The sequence below is a fragment of the Vibrio sp. 1F255 genome, from assembly GCF_041439145.1.
GTDB classification, from domain to species: domain Bacteria; phylum Pseudomonadota; class Gammaproteobacteria; order Enterobacterales; family Vibrionaceae; genus Vibrio; species Vibrio crassostreae_C.
In genome coordinates this window covers 42,285-59,541 of record NZ_JBGONQ010000024.1, presented here as the reverse complement: position 1 = coordinate 59,541, position 17,257 = coordinate 42,285, and the positions used below count along the sequence as shown (strand labels likewise).

At 41.9% G+C, this 17,257-nt stretch carries 11 protein-coding genes and 1 pseudogene; 2 read left to right on the top strand and 10 right to left on the bottom strand.

The window, feature by feature from the left end:
* Positions 1-43: 43 nt before the first annotated feature.
* The 10 genes from tssC to ACED41_RS14135 all read right to left on the bottom strand — a co-directional run bounded on the left by tssC (position 44) and on the right by ACED41_RS14135 (position 12,706).
* Positions 44-1,519, bottom strand: coding sequence for a type VI secretion system contractile sheath large subunit (gene tssC / locus ACED41_RS14180; protein WP_017067544.1), 1,476 nt, complete (start codon positions 1,517-1,519; stop codon positions 44-46).
* An 8-nt stretch (positions 1,520-1,527) separates the two neighbouring features.
* On the bottom strand, positions 1,528-2,034 hold the full coding sequence (gene tssB, locus ACED41_RS14175; RefSeq protein WP_017064520.1) for a type VI secretion system contractile sheath small subunit: 507 nt from the start codon (positions 2,032-2,034) through the stop codon (positions 1,528-1,530).
* Positions 2,035-2,051: 17 nt separating this feature from the next.
* Positions 2,052-3,626, bottom strand: a complete 1,575-nt coding sequence (tssA, locus tag ACED41_RS14170; protein ID WP_371725154.1) for a type VI secretion system protein TssA — start codon at positions 3,624-3,626, stop codon at positions 2,052-2,054.
* A gap of 1 nt (position 3,627) precedes the next feature.
* Complete coding sequence (locus ACED41_RS14165; RefSeq protein WP_102333582.1) at positions 3,628-5,619, bottom strand: protein kinase; 1,992 nt, start codon at positions 5,617-5,619, stop codon at positions 3,628-3,630.
* Positions 5,620-6,285: 666 nt separating this feature from the next.
* Positions 6,286-7,239 carry a hypothetical protein gene (locus ACED41_RS14160; RefSeq protein WP_102333581.1) on the bottom strand — a complete coding sequence of 318 codons (954 nt, stop codon included), beginning with the start codon at positions 7,237-7,239 and terminating at the stop codon, positions 6,286-6,288.
* The gene (locus ACED41_RS14155; protein ID WP_102333580.1) at positions 7,232-8,224 is read right to left on the bottom strand and encodes a DUF2169 domain-containing protein; all 993 of its coding nucleotides are present in this window, start codon (positions 8,222-8,224) and stop codon (positions 7,232-7,234) included. The genes ACED41_RS14160 and ACED41_RS14155 overlap by 8 nt, the downstream gene beginning before the upstream one ends.
* Positions 8,205-9,524 (bottom strand): hypothetical protein, encoded by a 1,320-nt coding sequence (locus ACED41_RS14150; RefSeq protein WP_102333579.1) that lies wholly within the window; start codon positions 9,522-9,524, stop codon positions 8,205-8,207. The genes ACED41_RS14155 and ACED41_RS14150 overlap by 20 nt, the downstream gene beginning before the upstream one ends.
* Before the next feature lie 25 nt (positions 9,525-9,549).
* Positions 9,550-10,035: a hypothetical protein gene (locus ACED41_RS14145; protein ID WP_371725153.1), complete on the bottom strand. Its 486-nt coding sequence runs from the start codon at positions 10,033-10,035 to the stop codon at positions 9,550-9,552.
* Entirely contained in the window at positions 10,035-12,113 is a 2,079-nt protein-coding gene (gene tssI / locus ACED41_RS14140; RefSeq protein ID WP_371725152.1) for a type VI secretion system tip protein TssI/VgrG, read from the bottom strand. Before tssI ends, ACED41_RS14145 begins: the two co-directional genes overlap by 1 nt.
* 74 nt (positions 12,114-12,187) lie before the next feature.
* Positions 12,188-12,706 (bottom strand): Hcp family type VI secretion system effector, encoded by a 519-nt coding sequence (locus ACED41_RS14135; RefSeq protein ID WP_012600867.1) that lies wholly within the window; start codon positions 12,704-12,706, stop codon positions 12,188-12,190.
* A 454-nt stretch (positions 12,707-13,160) separates the two neighbouring features.
* Between ACED41_RS14135 and tssH the strand changes: the two genes are divergently transcribed.
* Together tssH and ACED41_RS14125 are read left to right on the top strand one after the other, a co-directional pair.
* Positions 13,161-15,854, top strand: a complete 2,694-nt coding sequence (gene tssH / locus ACED41_RS14130) for a type VI secretion system ATPase TssH (protein WP_102333576.1) — start codon at positions 13,161-13,163, stop codon at positions 15,852-15,854.
* Positions 15,841-17,221, top strand: a pseudogene (locus ACED41_RS14125) (sigma 54-interacting transcriptional regulator); the annotation flags it as partial. The gene tssH and the pseudogene ACED41_RS14125, both read left to right, overlap by 14 nt.
* Between the last annotated feature and the right edge of the window lie 36 nt (positions 17,222-17,257).

Here is a 17,257-nt window from a genome sequence, read left to right as displayed (position 1 = left end):
AAAGCAGCCAGTAAACCTGGCCGCTTATTTATTTCCAAACTTATTATTGGTCTAGCTTACCAACCAAAGATAAGTCAAAGCTCGCGCCCATGTACTTGAAGTGAGGACGAACAGACATCGATACTTTATACCAACCTGGGTCACCCTCAACGTCAGACACTTCGACTTTAGCCGCTCGTAACGGTCGACGACCACGAACTTCTGCTGGCGGGTTCTCTTGGTCAGATACGTATTGACGGATCCATTTATTTAGCTCAACTTCCAAATCGGTACGCTCTTTCCAAGAACCAATTTGCTCACGTTGAAGTACTTTAATGTAATGAGCTAAGCGGTTAATAATGAACATGTAAGGTAGCTGAGTACCCAACTTGTAGTTCATCTCAGCTTGCTTGCCTTCAGGTGTATTCGCAAACACTTTTGGTTTTTGAACTGAGTTTGCCGAGAAGAACGCTGCGTTATCAGAACCTTTACGCATTGTTAAAGCCATAAAGCCTTCTTCTGCAAGTTCATACTCACGGCGGTCAGAAACCAGAATTTCGGTTGGGATCTTAGTTTCGATCTGACCCATCGCTTCAAAGTTATAAACCGGTAAATCGGTTACCGCACCACCACTTTGCGGGCCAATAATGTTTGGACACCAGCGATATTTTGCAAACGACTCACTGATCTTTGAAGCCATAGCATAAGCTGAGTTACCCCAAAGGTAATTGTCATGGCTGTCCGTAACCATTTCATCGTAGTCAAACGCCTTAATTGGGTTGTCTTCAACTGAGTATGGCGTACGCAGCATAAAACGTGATGTACACAGCCCAACATAACGTGCGTCTTCGTGCTCACGGAATCCGCGCCACTTAGTATACTGAGGACCTTCAAATACCGACTTTAAGTCTTTTAAGTTTGGTAATTCTTCATAAGAATCTAAACCAAAGAATTGAGAAGATGCAGAAGTAATAAATGGTGCATGAGACATAGCACCTACATTACCCATATATTCCATTAGTTTAATATCAGGCGAAGACGCAGATAGTTGGTAATCACAAATAACGGCACCTACAGGCTTACCACCAAATTGACCGTATTCACGAGTATAAATCTGCTTATATAAACCTGATTTCACTACTTCAGGAGCATCTTCAAAATCATCCAGAACTTCGTCTTTCTTAGCCGAAATAAGTTCGATTTGAATGTTTTCACGGAAGTCCGTGTGATCGACAAGATATTTAAGACCACGCCATGTTGATTCAATCGCTTGAACTTCTTCGTTGTGAAGAATTGCATCAACCTGTTTAGACAACTTTTGATCAATCTCAGAGATCATCAAATCAACTAAAGACTGGTCTACTTTTTCTACTGTTGAGCTGCTTAATAACTCACCAATGAATGCTTCAACGCCACGCTTTGCAACGTCAAAACCCTCATCACTAGGTTTAATGCGAGTCTCATTTAAAATGCTATCCAGAAGAGAGCCTGACTCAACTAGAGCTGCTTCTTGTTCTGGTGCTTGTGCTTCTGCCGACATGATCTTCCTTACTCTGCTTTTTCGCCTTGGTCTGCACCAATACTTAGTTCATCCAAAAGTTTCTTTCTTGCTTCTTCATCTTGAAGAACTGCTGCAATCTTCTTACGGAAAGCAGGTACATTCCCTAGAGGGCCTTTCAATGCAACCAAGGCTTCACGAAGTTCTAGTAAACCATTCAGCTCAGGAACGCTCTTCGCAATCGACTCTGGAGTAAAGTCCTTCATATTTTTGAATGTAATATCAACGCCAATTTGCGCACCTTCTTCATCAGAAAGACGGTTTTCAACATTTGCTTTGATATTCGGTGCGTAACCTTCTAATACTTCGTTAAAGTTATCTTTATCGATATTAATCGGATTACGCTCTTCGATCGGAGTTTCATCTGCACGAGCAGTGAAGTCACCGACAACCATCATACTTAGGGGCAGTTCAACATCATCAGACGCATCGCCTGTTGCTGGAACATAACGTATATTAATTCGCTCTTTCGGAGCCACCGAGCCATCACGTGACATAATTAGTCCTTTCTAGTTTATTGCTGGTCATAAATTGTTTCCCATTCGCTATATCTCACAGGTAAAAAATCCTTAGTTCGATATAGTTCCTTTAGAGTTTTTTGAATTAGATTTTCTAAAGAAAAAAACAAATGGGGTTCCCAAATTGATAGATTTAGTTCCTTAGCCACCGCCCAACTTTGTTCCAAGTAAGGCAAGCACAAAGGGTATAAACCAACACTTTGGTAGGCTTTCACTAACTTTAAGTGCAACATGAATTGTCCACGACCGGAGTTATCCAACTCGAGTTTGTTTGACAGTTCAGCCACATATTTACCCAAGTCACCTAGGGCAATATCCTCCATCTCAGATAGATCATCTTCAGCTACAACAATAGTTTGAATTATTGACGACTTACCCGAAGGACAAGCGTTACCTGTAGACAACCAAGTAATCGTTGCTTCATCCGCAAATGGAATAGAATTTTTGAAAGAGAGGTTCTCAATTCCCTCAAAAGAATCGACAAATCTCTTTGTTTCTTGCTTTACAGCCAACGCAGCTTCGTCATACCCAAGATTGTCTAACATTGAATAAACGAAATAATGCCCAGTCAGCCAAAATGGCGCATCAGTAAGTGTTCGCTCTAAACGCTTGATCGTATCGATATCACTTTCTTGATTTGCTTTATCTCGATATTCCGCCTGCTGGTCTGATGACACAGCGAGGCTAAGAGGCGTTAGATTGTCTTTGTGATCAGGTAAACCATCAACGTCGGCCCATGTCAGGTGACGGTAAATCCGATATCCTAAAGGTTCAGTCGGATTTGAATGCACCATGATCTCAGACACTTTTTTTAACGTACGCTTTGATGCAGCCGGAGATGAAAAATCTGTGTCAACGTATACAGTGCTGTGCTCTCGAGGTTTACTTCGTTTCTGATTAGGCGTGGTGTGCGTCTTCGGACTGTCAGCTTCGTGGCTTTGTGGAACGATCGCTTTCTCGGACAGTGCAACAACATCAATGAGCGGTTCGGAATCAGCCAAACTGTGTTCAACCAACGTTTCTTCATTTAAAGATGGGTTCTGCATTAGTTGATTCAAATGACTTTTTAATTCGAAAAAGTCTACATCAGAGTCTTGAAATATCTCGTCAAACTGACGCTGGATACCTTCAGTTAGTGTGATACATCGAGATAGAACTTCCCAGTCAAGGGATTCTGCAGACAATTTAGTCGCGACGAGTTTGAATTGATGATTGAGCCACTCAACAGCCCCATCTCTACCTCTTTTACGTTTAGGGTATAACTCATGACCAAAACGACTGATTGAGTCATTGAGCAAAGATAATCCTTCCTCAAGCCCTATCTCGCCTTTGTCCTCTACCAAAGAACGGATCAGATAACAAAGCGCTTTAAGATCCTTACTATGCTGACTTAGCACTTCAATCGAATGGACTTTTACTATATGCCAGTCAACAGTCTCACCAAATAATGAACCAAATTTTTTCACTTCGGCTTCCATCATTTCATAGCAAAACTCGTACCTAGCATCCTCACCAGTTGGTGAGTGTTCAGATATTGGTGCTAATAGCGTTTCAGTATCGATCAGACTCAAGTTAACCTCTGCTTTCAGAATTGTAATTTCTAATTGCTCGCTCGATTGCTATAGCACCTCGCGCTGGTTTAGATAGTTGATGACTTTTGTCTATAGAATCACTTGCCATACTATTAAGAATTTCCGTTATTTCGCTGAATTTCTTAGGGGCATTAGTCTCTAGATCAGCTAACGAGTCGTGAAGTTTCTGTCGGCCAAATACTGATTGTTCAGTTACAGTACTGAACAAGATAAATTCGCTTCTTGCTACTTTTAGAGCTCTTACTTTAGCTTTCAATTTTGGCGTGTTACCAAAAAATGATTGCGCAGCTTCTGCCTCAAGAATTGCTTTGGTGTAATAATGCTGCTTTGCATTTTTCTCTATCGAGGCATCTATTCCGCTGAGCACTTTTCGCGGTAATACATGACTATAAAAGTAGGCTCTTGACTGGTTTACTTTCCAAGCAGTTTCAATATCACTGTCTGCAACATCTGATTTCCCATCTAAGATGAGTTCGACTAAACGCTGTTCTTGATTCCCACCAAAGGCGGCAATATTTTGTGAATTGATGGTCGCCTTATTCAGACTTGCCATCGTTTCCGTCAGCGCTTTATCTGCATAAGGAAATAGAGAGCCGTCACTGTTCAGTTTTTCTCGCAAAACAACGAGATCATGCCGGATCGACATCAGAGTTTTAGGAAGTAGATCGACCGCCCCTTCATATTCATTCAAGTCCGATTCATAGTTTTTATACAACTTAGCTAATTTGCTCTGTTGGACTTCATAAGCTTCTCGGTAAGGAGCTGTCGAGACGACATCTTTTTCCATATCTTGTAACGCGAATTCAATATCCCATGGAGACTGCGCTAAAAAAGACGCGGTTTGTGCAGGTTTAATCGTGCTCACAAGGCTACTTGAACTGCTGGTAGATTTAACAATCGATTTCCATTCAGGCTGACCTTGGTTATATAAATATGTGCCAGTGATAATTACGACACACAGAACCAAACTCGCTTCTAAGTATCGGAGTCGACCACTTTGAATTCTGTCAATAGTTCGATGTTTGGTTAGAACGAGATCAGCATTCCGTAAACTACTAAATAAGGGAGCACTTACATCAGCACCAAATTTTTGGGTATCGATCTTAGCTAGTTGCTGCGCAAACGAAGTCGCTGTATACCTGTGCTGTCGAGGGTTGTTGACAACATCTTTAATTAACTTCCATACATGGTTAGGGATTAAACCTGGTCGTTTTTTTGCTTGTAATTGAGTTGTCCAAGCATCACCAAATGCAGCACCAAGAAATAGATGCCCAGTTAATAACGCCAATGAATAGACGTCATCTTGAGGTTGAGCCACGCCAGACTTTATAAATGCAGGAGACGCATAGCTCATGCTTGCTTCTGCGTAAGTATTAGATTCACCAACATAACGAGCAGCACCAAAGTCGATCAACTTTACATAATCGGACTCTGTAACAATAATGTTTGAAGGTTTAATATCTAAATGGCAGACACCTCTCGTGTGCATAAACTCAAGCGCACCAGATAATTGATATATCAGCCACGCAATATGATCATGCCTAAAACCTTTAGGAGTATGACGAGCCATTTTTTCAGCCAAAGATTCGCCCTGAATCCACTGATACATAAAGTATGGTCGATCGAACTCTTTGCCTATTTTAATGAAATCAGCAACACTCGGATGTTGAGACATCTCAAGACGACTGGCTTCATTAATGATTAATTCATTCGCAAGTTCAGATGAACCTTCATTTAAAACCTTACAGCAAACCTGTTTTTCAGGGTTCCCTTTCTTGGCCAGGTGATAAACAGTCGTTTTGCCATTTTTTGAAGGTAATGTATCTAACACGTCAAATTGGGAGAAAATCACATACTCTAGCTTGGGCTTATTTTTATTAGCCATATTCTGAGCTTGCTGATTTTTCTTTTCGATCGCTTTCACAACCAACTTATCTAGATAACCTTTGGCTGTCCCTTGCTTTTCTGGCACGCTAAACTCTTTATCAAACGAAATAAATTAATGCTGGATAATAATTACTGTCCAATACCCTTTTCAATAGCAGTATTTAAAACCATCGGTAAGACTATTAATTCAGTTATTATTACTAAACAACCGAACATTACGACAAACGCTTTAACTAACTATTTTTGGCTAAAAATTAGGGTACTTATCCACGTAAATAACGAACTAAACATACATTGTTAACTGAGTCACATTTTTAGTTCATTCTAATAAAAACGAATTGTTCGTTTATCTGAGTAATGTTCAGAAATAATATTGATTATCTCTATAATTGGAATAGGTGTTTGGGAAGTGGATTCACCAAATAGGAATTAGGAATAGTTCGATATCAAGTGAGTATGGTAAAGCACTGAAATACTGCTCACTTATCATAAAACCATCAAGCCCGCTCCTAAGCTTGAGTTCGTCATTGGAATGTACAACGCTATACTTAATTACGATGATAAAAATACACATCAGTTTCATCAAGGTGTTACAAATTTAGAGATAGAGCGGTGCAGCAACTAAAGCGGCTTGATGAATAAGGTGGATCTAAATAAACGCTAAGACTAACTTTGTCTACTGAATCGCCTTTCAGATAATTGTCGTGTGATAATGATTATAATATAAGCGTTTCGTATCACGGCTATGCAGTCAGGTCTGTTTCATACAAGTGAGTTGGAGCAACGCCCTTTCTCCTTTAACATCAAACATTAACAGGGTTACAGGGCTATTATGCGTTACCTCTTGGATAGTGCAGGCCATTAATGCCAATGCAGAACAACTACCCAATGTACCCCATAAATCATTAATTAAAGTGGGCTGCTGTGGGTTATCAAAACATTCGGCGCGTGCACCTAACGCGAACCCATAATCTTCAGTATGAGACCTCAGATTAGTCATATCAGAGAATACAGGCCCAAAACTCTTGATATTGCGACTCGCATTCCTGACGAGCTTCATTACTGACCTTCGCGTTGTATTTGCAGGTTCTACTTCGAAATAACCTAACTTTGCTTTGGGTTTAAGCTTTAACGTTTGCACCAAGTTATTCCGACATAACAGTAAACCCGCCCCGCCCTCACTCGGTATTATGCCCCATGGATTAGTTGAACTCATGACATCTCCAGATTCGATTAAGTCACTGAGATCATCAACAAGTGAATCTACTGAGATACTCATTATTGCATCGAATTGGTTCAACTTAGCCAATGATGTGGTCAAGTATGATGGTCCACTTTGTTGAACCACTTCATAACGTGATATTGAATCACAATGCTTACATTCACTTAACCACTGACTCATCTCCACAGCAGAAATAGAGCCCGGTACATTGACGAGTAACGGAATAGGCTTTAATGATGTAGGTAACTGCTTTAAAAGAGAGTCGATCAAGCTCTCAATAAGCACCGAACACTTGTCAAACAATGATGTACTGGAAATGTATTCAATACTAGCGTACGTGAATCTTTCTATCCCATCACCGGCCACTTGCTGATCGAACCTTCCCAAATCCGCTTTGGCAACTGTTGTGGCAATATCAAGATTCATGCCCGTTGGTGTCATGGCTTCCATACCAATAACGAATCGTGCTGAATTGTTATTCATTATCCGACAACTCCTGTTTTTTATGGATCTTCGTTGACACTAAAAGATGCTCCTCGCCTTGACATGGAAAGGCAGCGCTGTAACTGATTGAAAGTATGCGAGCCTCTGTATCAATGAAAACCGTAGAAATAGGCATATCTACTTGATAGTTGGCATTTTTAAATTGAGCTTCTGCTACATACATCTCTTTGGGGAAACGGAAAGAGAGTGCATCATTATGGCAAAAGCCACTCATCATCAATCGTTCACCGCCAGATATGAAGCCTTTGCATTGTTGGTCTAGTGGCGCACTCTGATAAAAACGCTGGTCAAAGTCTACGGGATAAAGAGGTTTCCTATTCTCTAGCCAATCGTCATCAAAAGTGCCAGCATATTGCTGACGAGCCCCGAAAAATGGGGCTAACGGGCCAAATCCAGCAACCCGTGTATTCTTGGGTGTCGCACTCCAATCTTCCGTAGGATAAAAAACCGAAGGAACCTTCTGTTTCAATAGTTCCCCTTTAGTATCAGCAATACCTCCGCCGAGCCGGTTTCTTAAATCGCCTCCGATAGCACAGGAGAAGTCCATCTCTTTTTCCACAAATGGGAGTGGTTTACTTAGCGTTACGCTACCTCCGTGCTCAATCCATTGCCTATCACCAAGTACCGATATGGTTTTGTCGATATGGCCATCAATCAAAAGCCGACACTCATGGTACGTAACTGCCTTTTTCGCGTAGCTTCGGGCCTTACCGAAAATCAGTACATCTGTGTTGGTTTTAACAACTGAGAACTCTTGGTCAGCTTTCATCGCGGAAAGCCCTGCTTCACCCAGATAGACAGGATCGTCATAGATCTCTGCCTCTTCTTGCTCCTTCCAAACAGAACCTACGAGTTGCCATGAGCGTTTTCCAACGACAACCCACACCTCATTGCCATTATGGTCCCGTTGAAAACGGCCTTTGATTGAAAGTTCTGGATGGTTCTCAATATCCCACAACTGCATTATTATTCCTTAGATTAAACCTTTCTGAGGCTGTTGAATTCTGAGTTAATCGTGTGATATTCCAGTTTTGTTGATGAGCAGGCATAGTAAAATCCCAAGGAATGTATGATCGAGTGTGAAGACAAACCTGTCGCCAAATCCAAACCCTAAATACGGTACTAACCTGAGTATCGAACATGGCTTGTATACTGGTTTCTAAGGTCAAAGGTTGCCCCATTCGACTTGGTGATACTTGTATGTAAGCACCACTTTCAACCCACTCTGTTAACTTTATGAGTATTTCGTGCCACTCAAAGTCGAGGCCAAAATTTTCTGGTGTCACTGGCATACGTTGTCCATAGACAATATAGAGCGCCTGAACCCATTGCTCGCCATCGAACTCATCAAGGCTTAACATCAATTCAACTATTTCAGGAACGTGCTCATTCAGGCCATGTAAAACAAACTCAATTGGCGCCAGCGCACCGCTCGTATCAAACTTGGAAAACTCTTTGAGTTCTAAAAGTTTGGCAAAAGTAATGACTTCAGGATCAAAGACACCATCGACGGATACACCGAACTCCTTACGAAACCATGTATTCCTGTCTTCCTTCGCAAGTAATCGTTCAAACAAATTCTGACTGCCCGCAGTATTTTCAACTAACCAAATGACGCTCTCTGAATCATTTTGTAAAGATAAAAACGAATGCGTTTTATGATCGGAAAATCGTTTATCTTTGAGCCAACGTTTTAATAAACCGACAGTAATACTCTGACGTAACTGTATGCTTTCAAGGAAAAGTAAGGGAAGCTTACAACCACCTTCAACCATTCCGATGATCACAGAGTCGATGTCTGATAATGATGACTGAACAACTAGCAATTTTGCGGTTTGGTAATCCAAATCATCAAGTATCGATAAACCACAAAGTAGGTTTTCGTGCTCTTGTCCAATTTCAGAATTCAACATGAGCCAAGCATAAATGGTTGGTTCGCTCTGCTTTAATTGATGAATCAATCCCGGAGCCAATCGATAGAAAGACAAATAAACATTTTTTAGGTCTTCAATCTGACGCTCAGCCAGCGCTAAATACTCCAGTTTAACGCTTGGGTATCCCCTTTTATGTACTTGTAAGCGTTGCTTTAACAAGAAACCGAATGTCTCCGAAGCCAGTGACAGCTTTTCATTACACATATCCAGCCATTTGATAGGAAGCTCGTTCAATAAAGTGAGCGTAATTTCCGCATTAGCGATGGCCAGTTCCACATCTTCATTAGTAATCGGCTGGTTTAGTTGATCTATACCTATTTTTTGACGCATCCGTGAATCCAATCTAGTAACACGATCAATTGATCGCTATGGTGCCGCCTTGAATTTTTTGAGCCTTCTCAGCTTGAGAAGTCACATATTTGGCTTTGGTGGTAATTCGGCCATCACGGCCGCTGTAACGAGTCTCTGTTTCGCCACTTCTCACAATTAACTCTTGTTCCGTTTCAATAACCATTTTCTTGGCTCTCAGTACAAACTCATCCGAGTCATCAACAATGGAGAAAAAGATATCTGTGACTAAAGGAAGGTTAAAGTCGTTATTAAGAAACTCGATACGACATGAAAGGTTGTTATCAATAGCAAGTTGCAACTCAGCTAATTTAAACCCTCTCCCCAACCTCGCATTAATTGGCTGCTGCAACGGGTTTCCTTCGAAATCGACACGAACACCACTTTTAGATTCGTTAATCGATACAATTGTTCCAAAACGCGAAAAGCAAGCCGTTGATTCGGCTTGCTGTTCGGTGATGGTTTGGATAATTTGGGTTTGTTTTTCCATCATTAATTGATCGCTACGTTTCCACCTTTGACTACAACTTTATCGCTTCCTTCAATGGTTATTGAAGAACCGGACAACTTGATAGAACCATCACTATTCATCACTAATGAAGACCCACCCGTTTTCAGTACTATCTTGTCACCGCTTATGATCTGGGTCGCACCATCGGCTTTGTATGAAGTATTTCCTTTAACAGAAACCGTTAAGTTGCCACCAACCGTTTGGTTATCATCAGCTCCAATGTCAGAACTTTTTGAAGCACCTACCGTTAAGTTGCTGTTTTCGCCCACATCCAAGTCATCATTCTTACCAATCTTGGTAATTTGATTGTCTCCAATTTCTAGATCAGAGTTATTCTTAACATATTGAGTCTCATTGGCATTGTAAGTAACGGATACATCTTGTTCGACAGTTTCAGTAAACGTACTGTTAACTTGGGTGGTCTTGTGTCCGTCAATGGTCTCTTTGTGATCACCGTGAACATCATTTGTCTGATGGCGTGCAACCTTTAAAAACTCATCTTGGCCTATGTCGCGGTAGCGGTTATTCAAAACCTTAGTCGACATGTCCTTTTGCGCATGAATGTAGACTTCTTCTTGGTTAGCTTCGTCTTCAAAGCTCAACTCGTTATAGCCTGTCCCTTTATGCGTTTGAGTTCTGAAAGTTGTACGCGTTTTGTTCTCTGGTAACGAATAAGGAGGATAATGAAGTCCGTTATAAACTGCACCAGTAACTAAAGGCCTATCAGGGTCTCCCTCTAGGAAGGTAACAACCACCTCATGACCGATGCGAGGTAGGTATACCGCCCCCCAAGTCGGTGCTGCCATTGATTGACTCACTCGAATCCAACAACTGGAATGCTCATCGCTCTCGCCATAACGGTCCCAATGGAACTGAACTTTGATTCGTCCAAGCTTATCAGTATAGATTTCTTCGCCTGCAGGCCCCACAACGACCGCTGTTTGTGTACCTTCAACCAAAGGAGCCTCAAGTTTTGGAGCTCTAAACTCAACATTCCTAGGAATGCACGCAAACTGATTGTGATATGTAGTTGGCAGACCATTAGTTTCATCTTCATGAACCTGAGGGTCATGGCCACTATGCATTACCGATAACATGAGATAATCACGGTTGATTGCTGAACGTGGATGCTCACTGATACTAAAACTGTATCCAGACGCCAGCCTCATGACATTACTGGTCGCCTCCACTTGCTGATTATCAACAACATATTCAGACATCCATTCATTTGATCTTACTTGACCCATCATTGGATCAACGTAACGCCCTGGGAAATCGAACAATTTAAGGTCTAAATCGAGTTCGCCGGAGCTGCTCATTTCCTGAGGGATCTTCGGAAACTCGTAGTTATAGTCAGTGTAAGTAACGTGGCCGGTTTTCACTCGATTCACAAGTTCAAGATCAGAGATATGCTCGCGATCTGCAACACCACCACCATCAGCATGATAAACAATAGGACCCAAATAAGACCCGTTAAGTGGTGAGCTCAATAACTCAGCGATTGCATCATTACTGTCGACAATAACCATTGTGTGGTTAGCTTCTGTATGCTCAAAGTAGTACCACATACCATGCTCAGCCAAAATTCGTTGAACAAACTCTAGGTCTGTCTCTCGATATTGGAGCACGTATTCTTTTGAAGGATATACGCCTGACAGCTCTAATCGATAATCAGTTACTGACGCATCATCTAAAACTTCAGAGATGATCGCCGACGCTGATTTTTGTTGAAATATTCGGCAGTCTTGTCTTTGGCTCAAAAACCAAGCTTGCGGAACAAGAGTCAGTTGGTAACGGGAGAATCTCCTACCCGATCCAAGGTAACGAACTTCATTAACTACGCCGTGAAAGCATCTCGCTGAACTGACACCTTGGCCATATAGAGTCAAGCTACCTGGTTTACGGATAAGTGCATCAAATGAGATATCAGGATCAAGTGAAAGTAATGATAGGCTGATTTGAAAAGGCTTTGAAAGCTCTTCGATTACCTGAAAGCTCTCCACACGAAAATCATGCTCAGAGCCTTGCAGTTCAAACTTAAATTCTACGTCATTCACCATATCTTTTACCTGATACTAATAATAGAAATAGGGCCAACAGCAGTTGTTGACCCTTTGTTTTTCACGAAAAGCGATTAAGCTTCGCGTGGAGCACGCCAGTCATCATTACCAGCAGTACCACAGTTTTCGTGAGTAACTTCGATTGCACGGTAAGTCAGCTTAAGTACTTCTTCAGTTACACGATCTGAAGTTGCAGCGTCTTGACAGTGATTCATACGAGTTTGAATATCTACTAGTAGTGCATCAATTAACTTGATTGAGTAGTAGTGCTCTTGCTTACCTTGTACTGAAGTACGGTAAAAACGGATTACACACTCAGGAAGCTTTTCGCCAGACACTAATGCGTTGAATAACAGAGGTGAACAACGGTCTTGTACTTTAGTTACTACTACCGGACGGTGAACACGTTGACCTGTTGGCTGACCACTTTGTGGGTCACGTGGAACTGTTAGTACGTGATCAAGTTCTTGAACTAGGAACTCATCAACGTGAGCTTCTTGCCAAGTGTTACCTACAGAATCTGCAGAGTAAGTATCTTTAGTAATGTGACCTTGAGTTTCACCATTGATAGACATATATGCTGGAGTTGGCATCGATATTTCCTTTTTAAAATTTATAATTCATTAATTCACCAAATCGCTTATCACCGCGACTGATTAAGCCAATACAAACATCATGCCAACTTTATAAAACCAATAAATACAGATAGTTACAATAAATTATCCGTTATAAATATTATATTTAACAACAATTTGTTGTTTAGAAAAACGATTTATTGAACGTGGATACTAATAAATTGAATTTAAAAAACAAAGGCAAAATAACCATCTCGAAGATTAGAAATAAAGTCAAAAAAACTAGCAATTAAATCATAACGCCTAGACTATTTATTATTTTGAACGGGATTTTGAATATTAGTCAGATAAAAAGCCAAAACAAACAATAAAAGTAACCAATAAACAATAGTAAATTCATCACCGAATAAAAAACCAGTTATCAATTTTAGTATAATTGCTGCATCCCATATACATAACTAATAGAACTAAAATGATAAATATAAACCTTTCCTCTTTAATACAACGTCTGCACCCTATTGTAAAAGTCGCTTTAGAGGACGCCGCTGCATTAGCCGTATCGGAAAAAGCCAATGAAGTGCAAATTGAACACTATCTATTAAGCTTATTAGAAAGGCCAAATAGTGATTTTGATATCTTATTAAGTCATTTCGATTGCTCAGAGACCATTTTAAGGCAATCCATTCGTTCGACTTTAGATACCAACACAACAGGCAACGGCAGCAAGCCCGTTTTTTCTTCGCTTTTAATCGAATGGCTTCAAGAAAGTTGGTTGGTCTCATCTTTAGATCTATCCGAAACTCAGATTCGCTCTGGCGCCCTACTTCTTACACTCGTGAGTAACCCACTACGCTATGGTCAGCACGGCTACGCTTCAATCTTAGACGGTGTAAACCCAGATACCTTAAAGCGTAACTTTTCTGAACTCACAACAAACTCTCTAGAATCTTTAGCAACGACATCAGAAAAAACCGACACACGTGAAGATGGTTCGGCATTAAGTAAATTCACCACCGACTTTACCGGCAAAGCAAGAAAGGGCGAGATCGACCCAGTATTCTGCCGTGATCAGGAAATCCGACAAATAATCGACATATTGGCGCGACGCAGAAAAAATAACCCAATCGCCGTAGGTGAGCCGGGAGTTGGTAAAACAGCGGTGGTAGAGGGTCTTGCATTAAAAATTACCGAAGGAGATGTTCCAGACTGCCTCAAAGGTGTTGAACTATACGGCCTAGACATGGGCTTACTTCAAGCAGGAGCGAGTGTAAAAGGTGAGTTTGAAAAACGCCTTAACGCAGTACTAGATGAAGTGAAGAATTCACCGACTCCAATCATTTTATTTATAGATGAAGCTCACACGCTAGTTGGGGGAGGCAATCAAGCTGGAGGCAGCGATGCTGCCAACCTACTTAAACCCGCTCTAGCACGTGGTGAAGTAAAAACAATTGCTGCCACCACATGGTCTGAATACAAGAAATATTTCGAAAAAGATCCAGCTCTGGCGCGCCGTTTCCAACTAGTAAAACTCGATGAGCCATCGGCTAGTCAAGCCGCATTGATCATCCGAGGCTTAAGACCAGCCTATGAAAAGTCACATAACGTATACGTACGTGACGACGCAATCACTGCCGCAGCAAACTTAGCTGATCGTTACATCACTGGACGCCAACTGCCAGATAAAGCAATCGACGTGTTAGATACGGCTTGTGCTCGCGTCAATATTAGTCTTAATGCAACACCGGCACCTGTTGAAACATTACATCAAGAAATTGCAGCTGCGAATCGCGAGCTCGAAGCTCTTGAGCGTGACCAACTGCAGCAAACCGGTGACAAACACAGCGCCGCTTTAATTCCTGATCTAAAAGAGAAGATTGAAAAGGCCACCGAAGAACAAGCTACCCTTCAAGTTCAATGGAAGAAAGAACAATCTCTTATTCAAGAAATCATTGAACTGCGTAGCCATCTTTATAGCCTTACGACTCCTTCGACTGAAGAAGACAGCGCTCCTATAGCTGACAATACGGTTCAAGATGATGACGCACTAACAAGTGACAAACCAAATTGTCATGAATATTCTGAAGAGCAGACTCGCGAAGCTATTCAATCTTGTAACGAACGTTTAGATAACGTGCGCGGTACCAATCCACTCGTTCACTATGAAGTGGGTCCCGACGAAATTAGTCATGTAATTTCTGATTGGACAGGCATCCCTATTGGTAAGATGCTTCAAGATGAGTCGCAAGCAACCTTAAACTTGAAACAAAACCTAATCCAAAACATTAAAGGCCAAGAATTTGCCATTGATGCGCTTGCTGAAGGTATTCAAACCGCAAAAGCGGGATTAGGTAACCCAGAAGCACCAACGGGTGTTTTCTTATTGGTTGGCCCAAGTGGTGTAGGTAAAACAGAAACCGCTCGCGCTATCGCTGATCAGATGTTTGGTGGTGAACGCTTCATGACAACCATCAACATGTCTGAGTTCCAAGAGAAACACACGGTTTCTCGTCTTATTGGTTCTCCTCCTGGCTATGTTGGTTTTGGTGAAGGCGGTATGCTGACCGAAGCAGTTCGTCAGCGCCCTTACTCTGTTGTTCTTTTAGATGAAGTTGAAAAAGCAGATCCAGAAGTACTCAACCTGTTCTACCAAGTGTTCGACAAAGGCACGCTAAATGATGGCGAAGGTCGTACCATCGACTTCAAAAATACACTCATCATCATGACAAGTAACCTTGCGACTCATGAGATTGAGTCTTTAGTTCACCAAGCGAAAGACATTGATGCCAATATCGTCGCTGAAGCCATTCGCCCAACGTTGAATCAACACTTCAAGCCAGCCTTGTTGGCTCGTATGTCCGTGTTGCCATTCCTTCCACTTTCAGACGCAGCAATGACTGATATCATCCATCATAAACTGAAGAAAGTGTCTGAGCGCCTACAAAGCCACCACAAACTGGCACTTTGCTATGGTGATAACTTAGTGGAATTCGTATTAGGCAACTGCCGCCTTGCAGAGACGGGAGCTCGAAATATTGATGCCGTTATTAACCGTCAACTATTGCCGCAGCTTTCGACTCAACTACTGGTGAATGACAAGGATGATTCACATACTCAAATTGAAGTTTCTGTGGACGAGCAAGGAACTCTAACCTATGCGTTCAGCTAACCATAGTGAGCTTAGTAACGCCCTACTTGCGATCAGCCAATCTCTGGCTGATCGCAGCCAGTTAGCTCAAACTTTGGATGCCGTTCTCACAGCAGCAAGGCAAATGACTTTCGCGAAACATGGCATCATTTACGTGCTTGACCAAACCGGTCAAGCCTTGATTCCGAGCACCGCACACCACCATGAAAAAGTCATTGCCTCACATCCTTGGGAGCCTCTGCAGTTAGACACAGTAAGTGAAGCCGACCCATTCAACTTCGCCGTACGTAACGGCGAAGTTGTCTTGATCAATGAGCTATACACTTACAATGGTTATGACTGCGAAGGCATCTATCAAACCGAGCAAACGTTAGGTCTAAAAAGCAACAACTTACTTGCTTGGCCATTGATTGATGATGAAGGCAAAACCATTGGATTATTGGTTTTGCTCGATTTAAGCGTTATCGATAACGAAACCGCACTTACCGAGTTTTGCCGAATGGCGGCAAGTAATATTCGCCATGCCATTTGGTTAGAGCAATATGGACAAGTGATTAAGAGTTTAAGCGCCGATAACCAAGCATTGGTCCGTGAAAATACTCAGCTAAAAAAGCGGACAAAGAAAACCTATCAAGGTCCGATCGCTGAAAGTGAAGAGATGGTCAATGTATTGAGCCGACTTGATAAGGTGCTCTCTCTGCCTGTCGACGTCTTACTTAGAGGCGAGACGGGTGCGGGTAAAGAAGTCATTGCAAAATACATTCACGAAAACTCGAATCGTTCTGACCAAGCATTAATCGTTCAGAACTGTGCCGCAATTCCTGAACAACTTCTGGAATCCGAACTTTTCGGGCACAGAAAGGGCTCATTTACCGGTGCAGACAAGGACAAAGTTGGCTTATTTGAAGCAGCAAACGGTGGTACCCTATTCCTAGATGAAATTGGCGATATGCCAATGCTACTTCAAGCTAAACTGCTACGTGTGCTACAAGAACGTAAAGTTCGCCCTGTAGGCGCCAGCAGAGAGATTGAAGTGGATGTTAGAGTCATTGCTGCGACACACTGTAACTTAATGCAACAGATTAAAGACGGAGGCTTTAGGGCCGATTTGTTCTACCGCTTGAACGTATTTCCCATCACCTTACCACCACTGAGATCCAGACAAGCGGACATTATCCCACTTGCCGAGCACTTTGTTCAGCACACCACGACGATGTTAGGCTTGCCTCAATCACCGGGATTGAGTGCTAATGTGAGAAACCAACTACTTACTTATACCTACCCCGGTAACGTGCGTGAGCTTAAAAACATCATTGAGCGATCGGTTTTATTATCAGATTTCGAAACTATTACTCAGATTGAGTTTGGTGAACAGATCCCTGAAGAGGTAGAACACCGTCAAGTTGTTGCTCCAACTACATCGG